Source organism: Kaistella sp. CFF1-2, assembly GCF_059509915.1.
This window is the reverse complement of the sequence record NZ_JCAKLF010000001.1, coordinates 763,723-779,722: the sequence shown is the minus strand read 5'-3', so window position 1 is coordinate 779,722 and position 16,000 is coordinate 763,723. Positions and strand designations below refer to the sequence as shown.

The following is a 16,000-nucleotide window of genomic DNA, read 5'->3' as shown; positions in this document are numbered from 1 at the left end:
AATGAAAATAGCTTTAGTAGGTTACGGAAAAATGGGGCAAATTATTGATCAAATTGCCACGGAAAGAGGTCACGAAATTGTGGCTCGTTTGAAAGAAAAACCTACTCTTGAATCCTTAAATGGAGCCGAAGTTGCAATCGAATTTTCTAATCCTGAAGCGGCTTTTGAGAATATCAAATTCTGTCTTGAAAATCAAGTTCCTGTCGTTTGCGGGACGACTGGTTGGTTAGAAAGGAAAGCGGAAATTGAAGAAATCTGTATCCAAAACGAAACTGGTTTTATTTACGGTTCTAATTTTTCTTTAGGGGTAAATTTATTTTTTGCCTTAAACGAAAAATTGGCTCAAATGATGAAGCCTTTTCCGAATTATCAAGTTCAGTTAGAGGAAATTCACCATATTCATAAATTGGATGCACCTAGCGGAACGGCTATTACGTTAGCAGAAGGTGTAATCAACAATAATCCAGAATTCAATTCTTGGAAATTGGAAGAAACTTCGGGCGACCAATTGGGGATTTTCGCCATTCGTGAAAACGAAGTTCCGGGAACGCATTCCGTATATTATCGTTCGCAAGTAGACGAAATTGAAATTAAACATACTGCACATAACCGTAATGGTTTTGCTCTTGGAGCCGTGGTTGCTGCAGAATGGCTTGTCGGGAAAAAAGGAAACTTTACCATGAAAGATGTTTTAGGACTGTAACATTTTTCAATGTCTATAAACTAATGAATTAATCAACTTCAAATAAGTACGATGAATTATTTTTTAACCTACACGGTTTATGTTCTGATTTTGTCTGTTTTAATGGGCGTATCAACATGGAAATTGTTCAAAAAAATGGGCTACAATCCGCTTTTTGCGTTTGTTCCGTTTTATAACTATATGATTATCCAAAAAGAAACGAAACATCCGAAATGGTGGGCGTTTCTAGCGTATCTTCCTATTGTTGGACCGATTATGATGACGGTTTTTCATTTGTTTTTAATGAAAAAATTTGGGAAAACGTTATTTAAAGATCGAATTTTAACGGTGATTTTGCCATTTATTTATATGGCTATTGTTAATTATTCTGAAAATACTGAGATTGAAGAAGAGGAAGATCAGTATTTAACAGAAGAGGAGCGCAAGGCAAAGAAAAAAGATACCTTTATTGGTTCTATTACATTTGCTGTCGTTTTTGCAACGATTATTCATACGTTTATAACGCAGCCTTTTGGGATTCCGACAGGTTCTATGGAAAGAACGCTTTTGGTGGGTGATTTCCTTTTTGTAAATAAATTGAATTATGGATATCGTATGCCGATGCGTCCTTTGGCAATTCCGTTTTTGCAAAGTACAATTTTTGATAAAGGAGGAAATGGAAATCCAAAAGATGATCCGAAATCCTATGCTGATGGAGTTTCTTTACCGTATTTGAGATTACCAGGTTGGGAAAAACCAAAACGTAATGATATTGTTGTTTTCAACTATCCAGCAGATTCAGTGCATACTTCAATTGATCGTAAAGATCCGTATGTAAAGAGATTGGTTGCAGCAGCTGGTGAAACGATCGAGTTCCGTAATGGTGAATTATTCGTAAATGGTCAACCAGAAAAAAGAATGGGTGATGCCGAAGTTCAGCATGCTTATAATGTTAAAACCAACCAAATGTTGGATATGGACATGATTTATAATGCATATGGATTTTTGCCAGTAAACGTTCAAGATCTTGGAAATGGAAGTTACAATTATCGTTTTAGTGGGTTAACAGATAAGTTTGCAAAAGAATTCAAAGAACTCCAAGGTGTTGTTTCGATTTCGCAGGATATTCGTCCTAAAGGTGAAAAAGATATTTCATACTATCCAGATATGGAGAAAAGCCGAGAGGCTGAAAAATGGGTGTTTACGAATAAAGTCAATGTCTCGAACACGATTTTCCCGAACAACAAAGATTGGAATATTGATTGGTATGGTCCATTACGTGTTCCTAAAAAAGGAGATGTCATTACATTGACAGCGGATAATCTTCCTGAATATCAGAAAATGATCACCGAATACGAAGGAAATACGTTGGAAACTAAAAATGGACAATTCCTTATCAACGGAACTCCATCGAAACAATATACCGTGAAGTATGATTACTATATGATGATTGGGGATAACCGTGACGCGTCTTTAGATTCACGTTTCTTCGGCTTTGTTCCAGAAACACATATCGTTGGGAAGCCTATGTTTACTTGGTTGAGTTTAGAAGGGGTTTTCGCCGATTCTAATTCCGATTTCCAAGCACCGAAAAAGAAAATCCGTTGGGATAGAATGTTTAAAGCGACGAACACGGGCGATGCCAATAAAACATCGTATTGGTGGGTTGCTGTAGCTGTTTTGGTGTTGTTTTTCGGATGGGACTTTTTTGAAAAACTATTCAAAAAGAAAAAAGAAGATTAATACACTCAATAATCGCCTTTCGTAAAGGCAAGCAGGATGTTTTCGAAATGTGAGTTTTGAGAACATCCTGTCTTTATTTTAAGAATTCTCAAATTTGTGAGACCTATGCAAAAATCCCTATTTCCCATATTTTATTTTCCACCAGTTGCTTGGTTTTCCGCTTTGGTAAAGGAAAGTTTGCCAGTTTTGTTTGAACAGTTTGAGACATTTCCGAAGCAAACTTATCGTAACAGAACGAGTATTTATGCAGCAAATGGAAAGCTTTCGTTGATGATTCCGATTCAACATTCTGGAAGTCGATTGATGAAAGATATTCAAATTTCTGATGTTGAAAATTGGAGAAAACAGCATTGGAAGTCAATTGAATCGGCCTATCGAGGTTCGCCGTATTTTGAATTTTATGAAGATAAAATAAAATCAATTGTTTTTTTTGAAGAGCGTTCTTTGTTGAATTTCAATCGAAATGCGTTGGAAGTTTTATTCAAAATTTTGAAAATGGATATTCCTTTTCAGTTGACAGAAGATTATGTAATAGATTTTGATGGAACAGATTATCGAAACCAATTTTCTGCAAAATCTAAAGAAGAATTCGGTTTTCCAGTTTACTATCAAACCTTTGATGAAAAATTTGGATTTATTGAAAATCTCTCGATTCTGGATGTGATGTGTAATTTGGGACCTGAAAGTCTAGCGTATTTAAAACAAATTAAATCATGAAAGGATTCTTACTAATTTGCGCCGTTTTTAGCTCAATAATCGTTCATGCACAGGATTTCACGTTAATTCCTATTGGCGTTCGTGGTGGTGTTGATGAAGCCAATTTATCAGCGTATTTAATTGGTTCGGGTTCCAATGAAAACTATTTAAGTTTGGATGCTGGAACGGTTTTTTCGGGTGTTCGAACCTATTTAACAAAGGAAAACAAAACGGAAGAGCCTTCTCAATTTGTTAAAGATAAAGTCAAAGGCTATTTTATTTCGCATCCACATTTTGATCATTCGTCGGGGTTGATTATCAATTCTCCAGAAGATAGTCCGAAATACCTTTACGGATCAAAAAATACGTTAGATGCATTTAAAAATCATGTGTTTCGATGGGATGTTTGGGGGAATTTTACCAATGAAGGCGATAAACCTGCTTTAGGAAAATACACCTACGAAAATCTAGAATTCGGAACTTGGTTTGTAGTGAAAAACACGGATTTGAAGGCCAAAATATTTCCGTTAAGTCACGTTGGTGAAAATTTGAGCTCCGCAATTTTGTTAAAGAATTCAAAAGATGCATACTTTTTGTATTTAGGAGATACTGGTGCCGATCGCATTGAAAAATCCAATCAATTAAAAAACCTTTGGAAAGCGATTGCGCAGTTAATCCAAGAGAATAAATTACGTGGTATCGCTTTGGAGTGTTCGTACGCCAATGATCAACCAGATGATAAGTTATTTGGACATTTGACACCCAAATTACTTCATGAGGAAATGCTTGTTTTGCAGAATTTAACTGGAAAAAAAGCATTGCAAAAGGTAAAATTGATTATTACGCATATCAAACCAAAAGCTGGAATTATTGAAAAACTTAATTCGGAATTGCAACCACTTAATGATATGATTTCTTGGAAAATTGCCGAACAAGGCAGAAAAATAACATTTTCAAAGTAGAACGAATATGAAAAAGATGTACATCGCCGCCGCCTTATTTTTAGGAATAGGATTGGGTTGGGCTCAAAATTCAAAAACCGCAGACGAAGAGAAAGCAGAAGCTGAATTGAAAACGTGGTATCATAAAAATTATCAAAAAGATAACGTTTTTGGTGTCAATACCGATGCCGCATATCAATTTTTTGAATCGAAAGGTTTAAAATCGCAACCCGTTATTGTTGGTGTTTTGGATAGTGGTGTAGAAGTCGATCATCCTGGTTTGGTGAAAAACATGTGGACGAATACCAAAGAAATCCCTGGAAACGGTATTGATGATGATAAAAATGGCTATGTTGATGATGTTCATGGTTGGAATTTCCTTGGAAACAAAAAAGGCGACGTGAATATTGACAATATGGAGGTAACTCGTATTGTCAAAAAATACAAACCGATTTTTGAAGGCTCCAATTCTGCTGAAAATAAGGCAAATCAAACCAAAATGCCGGATGAGTTTCAATCCTATATGGAATCGAAACAAATTTTCAACACGAAAAGTATTGAGGCAAGACAGAATTACGCATTCTTCAAAAAAATGGAATCGTTGGTTCCAACAATGGTCACGCTTTTGAATGGTCAGAATTTAACCATGGATGTCTTGAAAGGAATTAGACCCTCAACTCAAGATGAAGCCATTGCTTTAGACTTTTTGGGACGATTACAATCGGATCCTGAAGTTCAAGGGAAATCTTCGGATAAAGTCAAAGAATTCTTAGATAAATTGATGAAAGATGCGCTTAAACAATACGAAACAAGTGCTCTTTACCAATATAATTTAGATTTTGATCCACGTGCTGAGTTTGTTGGCGATGATTACGATAATTACGCTGAAAAGATTTACGGAAATAACCATTATGAAGGCCCCGACGCGCAACACGGAACGCACGTAGCGGGGATTATTGCAGGATATCCGCAAGGAAATGAAACACAATATGGTGTTGCAAGTAAAGTGGCTAAAATTATGTCTGTTAGAGTGGTTCCTGATGGTGATGAACGTGATAAAGATATTGCAAATGCGATACGATATGCGGTTGATAATGGTGCTAAAGTCTTGAACATGAGCTTTGGAAAACCAATGTCGCCTGGAAAAAAGCACGTTTGGGATGCTTTTAAATATGCACAAGATAAAGGAGTTTTATTGGTGAAAGCAGCTGGGAATGAAAATGAAGATATTGCTGTTCATCGTTATTATCCTACCAATTTTACGACATCAAGCGATGCTGCGCCGTTTATTGATAACATGATCGTGGTGGGAGCATCTACAAATGATAACGTTAACTTAAGAGCTGATTTTTCTAATTACAATCAGAAAATGGTGAATGTTTTTGCTCCTGGAGACAAAATCTACTCTACAGTTCCAGACGGAAAATATGAGTATTTGCAAGGGACATCTATGGCATCGCCAGTTGTTGCTGGTGCTGCTGCCGTTTTGTTAGCATATATGCCGTATTTGAAACCGAATCAAATTATTGAAGCGTTAGTTCGTACAGCGAATAAATCAACAGTGAATGCACAATTAGCTCCGCCTGAAAATGCTCGATTCGACTCGATTTCTGAAGCGGGAGGCGTAATTGATGTCGCGAAAGCAGCTCAATATGCTTATGAAAAATATGGACAACAGATAAAATCGATTCCGAAAAAGACAATGCCGATTAAAAAAAGCTCGAAAAAATAATTATGTAAGAAAAAAAAGCCTTGTTGTAAGGCTTTTTTTATTGAGAATAGCGAATTTTGGCATAGTTTTGTAATAGACCTAAACACAAAAATCATTTAGACTATGAAAAATATAATTTTAGCTGGAATTTTTGGAACAGCAATTTTAGCATCATGTTCAACAGCAAAAACAGCGCAATCTAACAAAGCCGAATTTCTAAAACTTAAAGGAGACTGGCAAATCACGAGTGTAGATTATGACAAAAATTATTCAGTAAAACCATTTGACGAAGGTGCAGATGCTCAATGTTTCGTAGGTTCTCAATGGAAATTAGTTCCGAATAATTATACAGGATCATATACTGTGAATGGTGGAGGTTCTTGTCCTTCAATTGTTCAACCAATTAAATTTGAAGTGGTTAATGGGTCAGAATTCAAATTTAAAAAAGTTGTCGATGGAACAAAAGCGAAACAAAATATTTCAGGATATAGCTTGAGATTAGTAAATCAATCCGATTCAAGTTTTAGTTTGGAACAAAATATTCCAACAACAAGTGAAACGGTAAGAGTCGTTTACAACTTTACAAAAGTTAACTAATTAAGTACAAATTAAAATTAAACTACAGATATGAAAAATATCAATATAACAAAAACAAAAGTAGCAGCTTTATTTTTAGGATCAGCATTGATCTTTACGAGTTGTGAATCTGTTCAAAATGCGAACAATCAACAAAAAGGAACCGCAATCGGTACTGCAGCAGGTGCTGTAATTGGTGGTATTCTTGGAAATAATATCGGTAAAGGTAAAAATGCTCCAGTTGGTGCTGTATTAGGTGGTATTGTTGGTGGTGTTGCTGGTAACGTTATTGGTAACAAAATGGACAAGCAAGCTAAAGAGATTAAAGAAACTTTACCAGGTGCTGAAGTAGAAAGAGTAGGTGAAGGTATCAAAGTTACTTTGAAAGAAAATATGGTCAACTTTGGATTTGATTCATCCGATCTTACAGCGACTGCAAAAGCGAATTTAGATAAATTAGTAACTGTTTTAGCTAATAATCCAGACACGAATATTAATATTTACGGACATACAGATAGCAAAGGTGCTGATGAGTACAATCAGAAACTTTCCGAAAGAAGAGCAAACTCGGTTAAGAGTTATTTGCTTTCTAAAGGAATTGCTGGTAGCCGTATGAATTCAATGGGTGTTGGTGAGGCAGAACCAATCGCTACAAATGATACCGATGCTGGTAGAGCTCAAAACAGAAGAGTTGAGTTTGCAATTACAGCAAATGAAAATATGATCAAAGATGCTCAATCGGGCAATTAATCAATATTTATAGGAAAATGAAGGCCGCAGATTGCGGCCTTTTTTGTTGATTTTAAGCGTGATTATTAAAGAAAATTGCTATTTTTGCAACAAACAAGAGAATCGGATGAAAAAATATTTAAAATTGCTTCGTGTAGAACAATGGGTGAAGAATTTATTTGTGTTCGGACCATTGTTTTTTTCAGGTAATTTTTTTCATCAAAACCTATTACTTCAAAGTTTCTTCGCATTTATCGTTTTTTCATTAACGGCTAGCTCAATCTACATTGTTAATGATTATATGGACATTGAGTCCGACAAGAAACATCCTGAAAAGAAAAATAGACCTTTAGCAAGTGGAGCGATTTCAAAACCAACCGCAGTTGGGATTTTTGTATTTCTTTTGCTTTCTGTGGTTACCTTGATATTTTTTGGAGAAAGTTATTTCCAAGTTTCATTTTGGAAGTTCGCCATTATCATTGCGACGTATTTCGTAATGAACCTTTTGTACACGTTTAAACTAAAACATGTAGCCATTATTGATGTATGTATCATTGCTATGGGCTTTGTTTTAAGAGTTTTGGCGGGAGGTTACGCAACTGGAATTCCGATTTCGCAATGGGCTATTTTGTTGACATTCCTTTTGGCATTAGTTTTAGCAATCGGAAAAAGACGTGGAGAGTTAATTAACGCGCAGATTTCTGGAAAAACGAGACGTTCATTGGACGGCTATAATGTGCAGTTTTCGGATATCGCTTTGTCTATTTCGGTGACTTTGGCGATCGTTTCGTATTTGATGTTTACCGTGACGCCAGAAGTTCAGGAAAAATTTGGAATGAAAGTTTTCTACACTTTTATTTTTGTTGTTTTTGCCTTTTTAAGGTATTTGCAGCAAACTTTGGTCTATAACAGAACTGAATCTCCAACAAAAATTGTTTATAAAGATCATTATATACAGGTTACCATTGCTCTTTGGGCGATCACATTTATGATGTTGATTTATTACCATAATTGATGATGAAAAGATGATGAAGAATTTAAAAACACAAAAAGTAACCAATTGGGGAAATTATCCCATCGTCGATTCCGTGATGAAATCGGCTGATTCTATTGCTGAAATTCAAAAATTTGTCGTTTCAAATAAAGAAGTTATCGCTCGTGGAAACGGAAGATGCTATGGTGACGCTTCTTTAGGTGATGCGATTTTTTCGACACGAAGACTTAATAAGTTTATTAGTTTTGACCGTTTAAATGGCATTATTGAATGCGAATCAGGTGTTCTTTTATCAGAGATTTTAGAAGTTTCTGTGCCACAAGGATATTTTTTGCACGTGACTCCAGGAACCAAATTCGTGAGTGTTGGTGGTGCAATTGCTTCTGATGTTCATGGGAAAAATCATCATGCAGAAGGCTGTTTTTCAGATTATGTTTTGGAGTTTTCGTTGATGAAGGAAGATGGTTCAGTTTTGATTTGTTCTCCTGAATCAAATACTGAGGTTTTCTGGGCAACGATTGGTGGAATGGGACTTACGGGAATTATTCTTTCTGCAAAAATCAAGTTAAAAAATATCGAATCGGTTTACATTCGTCAAGAAAGTATCAAAGCAAATAATTTGGATGAGATTTTCCAACTTTTTGAAGAATCGGAATCTTGGACGTACAACGTTGCTTGGATTGATTGTCTGCAAACTGGAAAAAATATTGGACGTTCAATTCTAATGCGTGGCGAACATGCTTTAAAAGCAGAATTGTCTCCAAAATTGCAAAATAATCCGTTTAAATTAAAATCGAAACCACACCCAACGGTTCCTTTTTATTTTCCCGGATTTGTCCTAAATAAATTGAGTATTAAGATATTTAATTGGTTGTATTTCAATAAACAACGAAAGAAAGAAGTTCATGGTTTTGTAGATTATGATACGTTTTTTTATCCTTTAGATGTTGTGAATGATTGGAATAAAATTTACGGTAAAAAAGGATTTATCCAATATCAAATGGTAATTCCAAAAGCTCAAGGGAAAGAAGGGATGACTAAGATTCTTACAGCAATTGCAAAATCTGGAAATGGCTCATTCTTGGCTGTTTTGAAGCTGTTCGGAAAAGATAATCCACAAGCCTATAATTCCTTTCCAATGGAAGGTTATACATTGGCTTTAGATTTTAAAGTGAACTCTAAATTACCGAAGCTTATCAAAACTTTAGATGAAATTGTTGAAGAATATGGCGGAAGAATATATCTAACAAAGGATTGTATGAGTAAATCAAGCTTAACAAACTATCTTCAGAATGTGACTAATTCTAAATTTGTTTCACATCAACACAAAAGAATCGTTAACGGATAAAAGTAAAATTTTCTAAGTAGAAACCCATTTCATGATTGTATTAGGAACGAATTCTGAAGTTACCCAAGCCTTTGTAGAAAAGGTTTTAATGGAAGGAAAAAGATATTCAACGTTGTTTTTGCTGACTTCAAATAGAGAGACAACTGAAAAATTTGCAAAGCATATTGATGTTAAATATTTTCAACCATCGGAGGTTATCGAAGTTGATTTGACGAAGGAAATTGATTATCACAAATTGGATCATATTAAATCAGATTTGCTTTTTTGTGCTTCTGGATATCTTGGTCAAAATTCCGAAGAAGGCCTGTATGACAATGTAAATACGGATCTCATTATCGATATTAATTATGCAAAATTGGTTCCTTTAATGAACTTTTTTGCGCACAAATTTCAATCTCAACGTACCGGAACAATCATTGGACTGTCATCAGTTGCGGGCGAAAGAGGGCGTCAAAGTAATTTTATTTACGGATCAGCCAAAGCGGGTTTCACAGCGTATTTAAGTGGGTTGCGAAATTTCTTGTTTGATAAAAAAGTTCATGTTCTTACGGTGAAACCAGGATTTATGGCTACAAAAATGACGGAAGGTTTACCATTGAATCCAAAACTAACGGCAACACCGCAACAAGCTGCAAATTGTATTTATAAAGCCTACAAAAACAAAAAAAATGTTGCATACGTTTTACCTATTTGGGCTTTAATTATGATGATAATCCGAAATATTCCCGAGTTTATTTTCAAAAAACTAAAAATGTAATCGGATGAAAAAGTTGTATTTTTTTGACTTTGATGGTACGCTTACGCAGCATGACACGATGTTTTTGTTTTTGAAATTTTATAATTCGAAAAAATATCATGTTCAATATTTGAAGCACGTTCCTCTTTTTATTTTGCTGAAGTTGAAATTAGCAGATGCTGAAAAAGTGAAAAAAAGTTTCGTTGGTTCCATTTTAAAAGGCCAATCGGAGGAGCGAATTACAACAAAAGCGCAACAGTTTTTTGATAAAGAATATCCAAAATTAATTCGCACAAATGCGTTAGATTTCATTCAGAATATTGATCGTTCCGCTACGGAATCTTATTTGGTGACAGCTTCTTTGGATATTTGGGTTCGCCCGTTTGCAAAGCAATTCAATATGAATTTGTTAGCGACAGAAGCACAGTTTTCAAATGGCGTTTTTACAGGTAATTTTATCACGAAAAATTGTAATGGCGAGGAGAAAGTGTTTCGCATTAAAAAAGCAATAGAAGGCCTTCGGTATGACAAATCGATTGCTTTTGGAGATACTTCCGGTGACAAACCAATGCTTTCTTGGGCAGACGAAAGTTATTTCCGTTTCTTTCATTAAGCGAATTAAAACATAAAATTTTATTCAGTAAATATTTTGAAATCTATCCTAATTCGTGGGTGGATTTTTTGTTTTCATTCACTTTTTGAGATGGTTTATTTTAAAATGGTGAAAATATTTCGTTTTAAGGCGTTTTTTTGGATTCGGAAAATCAGAGAAAATTCACTAAATTGCTGCGCAAATAAATCGACAAAATAGCAAGTTTAAAAATGGAAAAAGTATATCTGGATAATGCCGCTACAACACCACTTTCAGTAGAAGTAATTGATGCAATGGTGGATGTGATGAAAATTAATTACGGGAATCCTTCTTCTACTCATAGTTTTGGGCAAGAAGCAAAAGCGTTAATTGAGAATGTTAGGAAGAATATTTCAAATGCACTTCATGTACAGTCTAACGAAATTATTTTTACGTCTTGCGGTACCGAATCCAATAACTTGATTATTAAAGCTTGTGTTGAGTTTTTGGGTGTTGAACGTATTATTACTTCGCCTCTTGAGCATAAATGCGTTGCCGAATCGGTTCGCGATATGAAAAACAGAAAGGGAGTAGAAGTAGTGTATTTGCGTCCAAATAACCAAGGTGACTTATCTCTTGAAGATTTAGAAAAAGCTCTCAAAAGCTCGGATAAAAAGACTTTGGTGACGTTGATGCATGCAAACAATGAGATCGGAAACATCTACGATATTGAGAAAATAGGAGCTTTATGTGAAAAGTATAATGCTTATTTCCATTCGGATACGGTGCAAACGGTAGCGCATTTGGATTTGGATTTTTCAAAAATCAATATTGATTTTGCATCATGCAGTGCACATAAATTCCACGGGCCAAAAGGAAGCGGATTTGCTTACATCAAGAAATCAACAAAACTAAAAGGAATGATTTCTGGTGGAACGCAGGAACGTGAACTTAGAGCAGGAACAGAAAACGTTTCAGGAATCGCGGGTTTAGGAAAAGCATTCGATATGTGTATTGAGAATTTGGATGCGTATGCAACACAAATTCAAGAAATCAAAGATTATACAATCGAGCAATTCAAAGCAAATATTCCGAATGTAAAATTCAACGGAAGATCCAATGAAAAGGAAAATTCTTTATTCACTTTGGTGAACGTTTTACTACCATTCAAAGATCCATTAATTGGGTTGAAATTGGATATGAAAGGAATTGCAATTTCACAAGGAAGTGCATGTTCTTCTGGAGCAGCGCAACCGTCAACAGTTATGTTAATGATCTTGGATGAAAACGATATGGAGAACGGAACACCGTTACGAGTATCCTTTAGCCATTACACAACAAAAGCCGATATCGATCAGTTAATCAGTGCGGTAAAGGGAATTCAAGCGGAACTTTCATAGAAATTACCAATAAAAGCAATAGGAGCGGATAATTTTGGAGTCGCACTTATTTTAGTACATTTGTATATACAATTAAAGATAAAAATATTATGGCATTAGAAATCACAGACAGCAATTTTAAAGACACAGTACTTAATTCGGATAAACCAGTATTGGTAGATTTTTGGGCAGCATGGTGCGGTCCATGTATGATGTTGGGACCAATCGTTGATGAAATTTCTAACGATTTTGATGGTAAAGCAGTTGTAGGAAAAGTTGATGTTGATAACAACCAAGACGTTTCTGTAGAATACGGAATTAGAAATATTCCTACTTTGTTGATCTTCAAAAATGGTGAAGTGGTAGACAAATTGGTAGGGGTAAGTCCAAAAGAAGTTATTGCTGAGAAATTGTCTGCTCATTTATAAGAAAAAAAATAAACTGAAAATGAATGCTTTCCTTATTGGGAAGCATTTATTTTTTAAAAACATTTGCAGGATTGGGAAAAAAGCGTAATTTTGCACTCACCTAAAGAAAAGGAGTTCTTATAAAAATTGATCCGGTAGTTCAGCTGGTTAGAATGCCGCCCTGTCACGGCGGAGGTCGCGGGTTCGAGTCCCGTCCGGATCGCAAAAAGTTTTCAGTTACTTTTCAAAAAACTGATCCGGTAGTTCAGCTGGTTAGAATGCCGCCCTGTCACGGCGGAGGTCGCGGGTTCGAGTCCCGTCCGGATCGCATAAAGTTTTATCAATTACTTTTCAAAAAATTGATCCGGTAGTTCAGCTGGTTAGAATGCCGCCCTGTCACGGCGGAGGTCGCGGGTTCGAGTCCCGTCCGGATCGCAAAAGCTTTCAGATTTCTGAAAGCTTTTTTGTTTTAGACAATGAATTTTGATCAATAAAAAAAGCCTCATACTTGAGGCTTTTTATCTTTTTATTATAATGGGTTATTCTAATACAAACAACGTGATTTCTGGGTCTATTCCCACACGTCCAGGGAAACCAATAACACCAAAACCTCGATTCACATACAAGTATTTTCCTAGACTTTCATATAAATCCATCCATTTCGGATAACGATACTGAGCGGGCGACCATTTGGTGTTTTTCAAATCTAAACCAAACTGCATTCCGTGTGTGTGTCCAGATAAAGTTAATTGGATGTTAGAAGGGTGTTTTTTAACGATTTCGTCGAAATGAGTAGGGTCATGGCTCATCAATATTTTTGCTGCGTCTTTTGGTAGGCCTAAAGTCGCTTTATCCAAATCCCCAAACTGCGGAAAAGGAGGAAGTCCCCAGTTTTCAACTCCAACGATATACAATTTTTCACCATTTTTCTCGATGATACGATATTCATTTCGTAGCATGTCAAATCCAGCTTGCTTTTCGTATTGAATAAGTCGATTAACGTTTTCACGTCCATCTTCAACCTTCGTATAATGATACATTCCGTAATCATGATTTCCTAAAGTAGCTAATTTTCCATCTTTCGCTTTAATTTGCGAAAACAAAGGAATGAATGGAATGAATTCTTCTGCAGTACTATTGACCATATCACCAGTGAACAAAATTAAATCTGCATTTTGCTCATTAATTAAATCAATTGCGTGTTGAAGCTTCTCAGGTTTTGAAAAACTTCCTGAATGGACATCAGAAATTTGAACAATTTTATAACCTTTGAATGCTGCTGGTAGATTGTTAAGTTTTACTTTAACTCTTCGAACCTTAAATCGGAAACGACCAAAAAATACGCCGTCCCAAATTAATGCGGAAAAAGTAGCTGCTAAACCAATTCCAACATAACCAATGAATTTTCTTCTTCCTGGATAGGATGTGGTTCCAGAGGAAAAATAGGAAATTATAAATCCAAATAATCTAGTTAAATCATCAATCAATAAAGAAATGATGATAAATAGTTTAGGGAGAATGACTGCTAAAACTACAACTGTTACAATTTGGATTTTTAGTGGACTCTTATCCGTTTTTTCGATGCTAAAACCCAGCCAAACCACGGCTAAGTAAGGAACGATGGCAATAATCCAATAAAGAATTTTCTGCCAAGGGTGTTCTAAAATGGATTTAAATGCCTGATAGACATAAATCTCCAACAGGAACATGATTCCTGATAAAATGATGAAATTTCGCTTCACTAGTTTTTCGGAAATTTATAAACGATCGCATTGATGTTCATACCAGCACCAACGGATGTAAATACGATGAATCCTTCATTTTTGAATGTGTGACCTTCCATTTTTCCTTTACGAATCAGGTCAAACATCGTAGGAATGGTGGCTACTGAAGTGTTTCCGAATTCTTGAATGGTCATCGGTGAAATCGCGTGATCGTAATCTTTGATTCCGTATAATTTGTAAAGTCTTGAAATCATCGCGTAATCCATTTTTGCATTCGCTTGATGGATCAGGATTTTGTCAATATCTGTAATGTTGATTCCTGCTTTATCAATGGTTTCTTTAATCGCTGGTGGAACGTTTTTCAACGCAAATTCGTAGATTTTTCTTCCACGCATACGAATGTATTTTTTAGATTGATCTGCATTTGGATTCAACGTATGTGAATTTTCTAGATAACAAACTTCTTCACCATTGAAACACAATGTAGAATCTGCAATTATTCCAACATTTTCTTCTTCTGTTGCTGTTACAACAACGGCTCCAGCGCCATCAGCAAAAATCATTTTATTACGATCGTACGGGTCAGTAGAACGGCTTAATGTTTCTGAACCAACTACGATAATGTTTTTTGCACGTCCGCTCTTAATTAAAACATCGGCTAAAATCATCGCTTCAACCCAACCTGGACAACCGAAAATCATGTCGTAATTAATACATTTTGGATTTTCGATTCCTAATTTATTCTTAATTAATGCCGAAAGTGAAGGCATGAAACTTTGTTGACCATTTGTGTCGATATCTCCGAAATTCGTTGCACTAATAATATAATCAATGCTTTCTTTGTCCAACCCAGAATCGTCTAAAGCTCTTTGTGCAGCGATAGCTCCGATGTCCGAATTCAAAAGATTTTCATCTACATAACGCCTTCTTTCAATTTCGGTAATTTCTACAAACTTGCTGATGATTTCATCATTTGGCTTGTCGATTTTTTCATAATTGTCATCATAAAACTCCGAATTTAGGAAGTCTTTACCCTCAATGATGTTCTCTGGAATGTAACTTCCCGAACCAATAATTATGGTATTTGGCATAGTAGATTTAAAAATAATTAAAGAAGCAAATTTAAGAATAAATCTGCAATTAAAGACAATGCAAAAATATTCTTACATTTGCACAAAATTGATTCTTAAAATGAAGAAAAATCCTTCATTATTCGGACTTTTTGCTGCTTTATTGATATTTATCTTTGCGTTTGGGGTTTACTTCCTATTTCTTGCTAAGAAAAATGAATATCTCGTAGATAATCCGACTGATAAACCTTATTATTTCAAGATTAATAACGGTACCGAGAAAATCGTTGCACCTGGACAATATGTAAAAATTGATTTGGAAAAGGGAAAAAATGCAATCAAGGTGTACGATAAAGATAAGAAATTGATGTACGATTCTATCTTTCAGGTGAATAAACTACGTGGTTTATTGAATATTACACATGCCGATTATTACATTAATACCCAATATTACGGGTACAACATCAAAAAAGATTCATTGCTTTCTGCTTTAGGATCAACAACGATTGATAGAAAGCCGTATTTTGGAGCGCCTAAGCTTTTTAAAAAGTTGTATTCGGACGATTTTTATTACAATATTGATGAGGATTATGATAAACTCATTAAAAATATTGACAAAGTTGAAACGCGAACAAAAATTTTCCGCAAAGACGACTATATCATATACTATAAAGAATATTATAATTTTTAACT

The 16,000-nt window shown here is 35.2% G+C and carries 16 protein-coding genes and 3 tRNA genes; 17 read left to right on the top strand and 2 right to left on the bottom strand.

Annotated elements, in window-relative coordinates:
• Position 1 precedes the first annotated feature (1 nt).
• The 16 genes from dapB to AC5XHR_RS03530 all read left to right on the top strand — a co-directional run bounded on the left by dapB (position 2) and on the right by AC5XHR_RS03530 (position 12,948).
• Positions 2–703 carry a 4-hydroxy-tetrahydrodipicolinate reductase gene (dapB, locus tag AC5XHR_RS03605; protein WP_495949409.1) on the top strand — a complete coding sequence of 234 codons (702 nt, stop codon included), beginning with the start codon at positions 2–4 and terminating at the stop codon, positions 701–703.
• A gap of 51 nt (positions 704–754) precedes the next feature.
• A complete protein-coding gene (gene lepB / locus AC5XHR_RS03600; RefSeq protein WP_495949408.1) occupies positions 755–2,425 on the top strand; it encodes a signal peptidase I in 1,671 nt (556 codons plus the stop codon).
• Between the two features lie 105 nt (positions 2,426–2,530).
• A complete protein-coding gene (locus AC5XHR_RS03595; RefSeq protein ID WP_495949407.1) occupies positions 2,531–3,142 on the top strand; it encodes a WbqC family protein in 612 nt (203 codons plus the stop codon).
• Positions 3,139–4,083, top strand: coding sequence for a 3',5'-cyclic-nucleotide phosphodiesterase (locus AC5XHR_RS03590; RefSeq protein WP_495949406.1), 945 nt, complete (start codon positions 3,139–3,141; stop codon positions 4,081–4,083). Before AC5XHR_RS03595 ends, AC5XHR_RS03590 begins: the two co-directional genes overlap by 4 nt.
• Before the next feature lie 7 nt (positions 4,084–4,090).
• A complete protein-coding gene (locus AC5XHR_RS03585; RefSeq protein WP_495949405.1) occupies positions 4,091–5,794 on the top strand; it encodes a S8 family serine peptidase in 1,704 nt (567 codons plus the stop codon).
• 102 nt (positions 5,795–5,896) lie between these two features.
• On the top strand, positions 5,897–6,370 hold the full coding sequence (locus AC5XHR_RS03580) for a hypothetical protein (protein WP_495949404.1): 474 nt from the start codon (positions 5,897–5,899) through the stop codon (positions 6,368–6,370).
• A 30-nt stretch (positions 6,371–6,400) separates the two neighbouring features.
• Positions 6,401–7,099, top strand: a complete 699-nt coding sequence (locus AC5XHR_RS03575; RefSeq protein ID WP_495949403.1) for a YiaD family glycine zipper/OmpA-like lipoprotein — start codon at positions 6,401–6,403, stop codon at positions 7,097–7,099.
• Between the two features lie 106 nt (positions 7,100–7,205).
• Positions 7,206–8,093, top strand: coding sequence for a decaprenyl-phosphate phosphoribosyltransferase (locus tag AC5XHR_RS03570; protein ID WP_495949402.1), 888 nt, complete (start codon positions 7,206–7,208; stop codon positions 8,091–8,093).
• 13 nt (positions 8,094–8,106) lie between these two features.
• Positions 8,107–9,420, top strand: a complete 1,314-nt coding sequence (locus AC5XHR_RS03565) for an FAD-binding oxidoreductase (protein WP_495949710.1) — start codon at positions 8,107–8,109, stop codon at positions 9,418–9,420.
• 31 nt (positions 9,421–9,451) lie between these two features.
• On the top strand, positions 9,452–10,177 hold the full coding sequence (locus AC5XHR_RS03560; protein WP_495949401.1) for an SDR family NAD(P)-dependent oxidoreductase: 726 nt from the start codon (positions 9,452–9,454) through the stop codon (positions 10,175–10,177).
• A 4-nt stretch (positions 10,178–10,181) separates the two neighbouring features.
• The gene (locus AC5XHR_RS03555; RefSeq protein ID WP_495949400.1) at positions 10,182–10,769 is read left to right on the top strand and encodes an HAD-IB family hydrolase; all 588 of its coding nucleotides are present in this window, start codon (positions 10,182–10,184) and stop codon (positions 10,767–10,769) included.
• A gap of 209 nt (positions 10,770–10,978) precedes the next feature.
• Positions 10,979–12,127: a cysteine desulfurase family protein gene (locus AC5XHR_RS03550; protein ID WP_495949399.1), complete on the top strand. Its 1,149-nt coding sequence runs from the start codon at positions 10,979–10,981 to the stop codon at positions 12,125–12,127.
• Between the two features lie 89 nt (positions 12,128–12,216).
• Positions 12,217–12,534 carry a thioredoxin gene (gene trxA / locus AC5XHR_RS03545; RefSeq protein WP_495949398.1) on the top strand — a complete coding sequence of 106 codons (318 nt, stop codon included), beginning with the start codon at positions 12,217–12,219 and terminating at the stop codon, positions 12,532–12,534.
• A 128-nt stretch (positions 12,535–12,662) separates the two neighbouring features.
• Positions 12,663–12,736: transfer RNA gene (locus AC5XHR_RS03540), tRNA-Asp, on the top strand.
• Between the two features lie 31 nt (positions 12,737–12,767).
• A tRNA-Asp gene (locus AC5XHR_RS03535) sits at positions 12,768–12,841 on the top strand.
• Positions 12,842–12,874: 33 nt separating this feature from the next.
• Positions 12,875–12,948 (top strand) — tRNA-Asp (locus AC5XHR_RS03530).
• Positions 12,949–13,052: 104 nt separating this feature from the next.
• Here the strand turns inward: AC5XHR_RS03530 and AC5XHR_RS03525 are convergent.
• Together AC5XHR_RS03525 and AC5XHR_RS03520 are read right to left on the bottom strand one after the other, a co-directional pair.
• Entirely contained in the window at positions 13,053–14,255 is a 1,203-nt protein-coding gene (locus AC5XHR_RS03525) for a metallophosphoesterase (RefSeq protein WP_495949397.1), read from the bottom strand.
• Complete coding sequence (locus AC5XHR_RS03520) at positions 14,255–15,328, bottom strand: 3-oxoacyl-ACP synthase III family protein (protein WP_495949396.1); 1,074 nt, start codon at positions 15,326–15,328, stop codon at positions 14,255–14,257. The genes AC5XHR_RS03525 and AC5XHR_RS03520 overlap by 1 nt, the downstream gene beginning before the upstream one ends.
• 100 nt (positions 15,329–15,428) lie before the next feature.
• Here AC5XHR_RS03520 and AC5XHR_RS03515 point away from each other — a divergent pair, with 100 nt between their 5' ends.
• Positions 15,429–15,998, top strand: a complete 570-nt coding sequence (locus AC5XHR_RS03515; RefSeq protein WP_495949395.1) for a hypothetical protein — start codon at positions 15,429–15,431, stop codon at positions 15,996–15,998.
• The last annotated feature ends 2 nt before the right edge of the window (positions 15,999–16,000 follow it).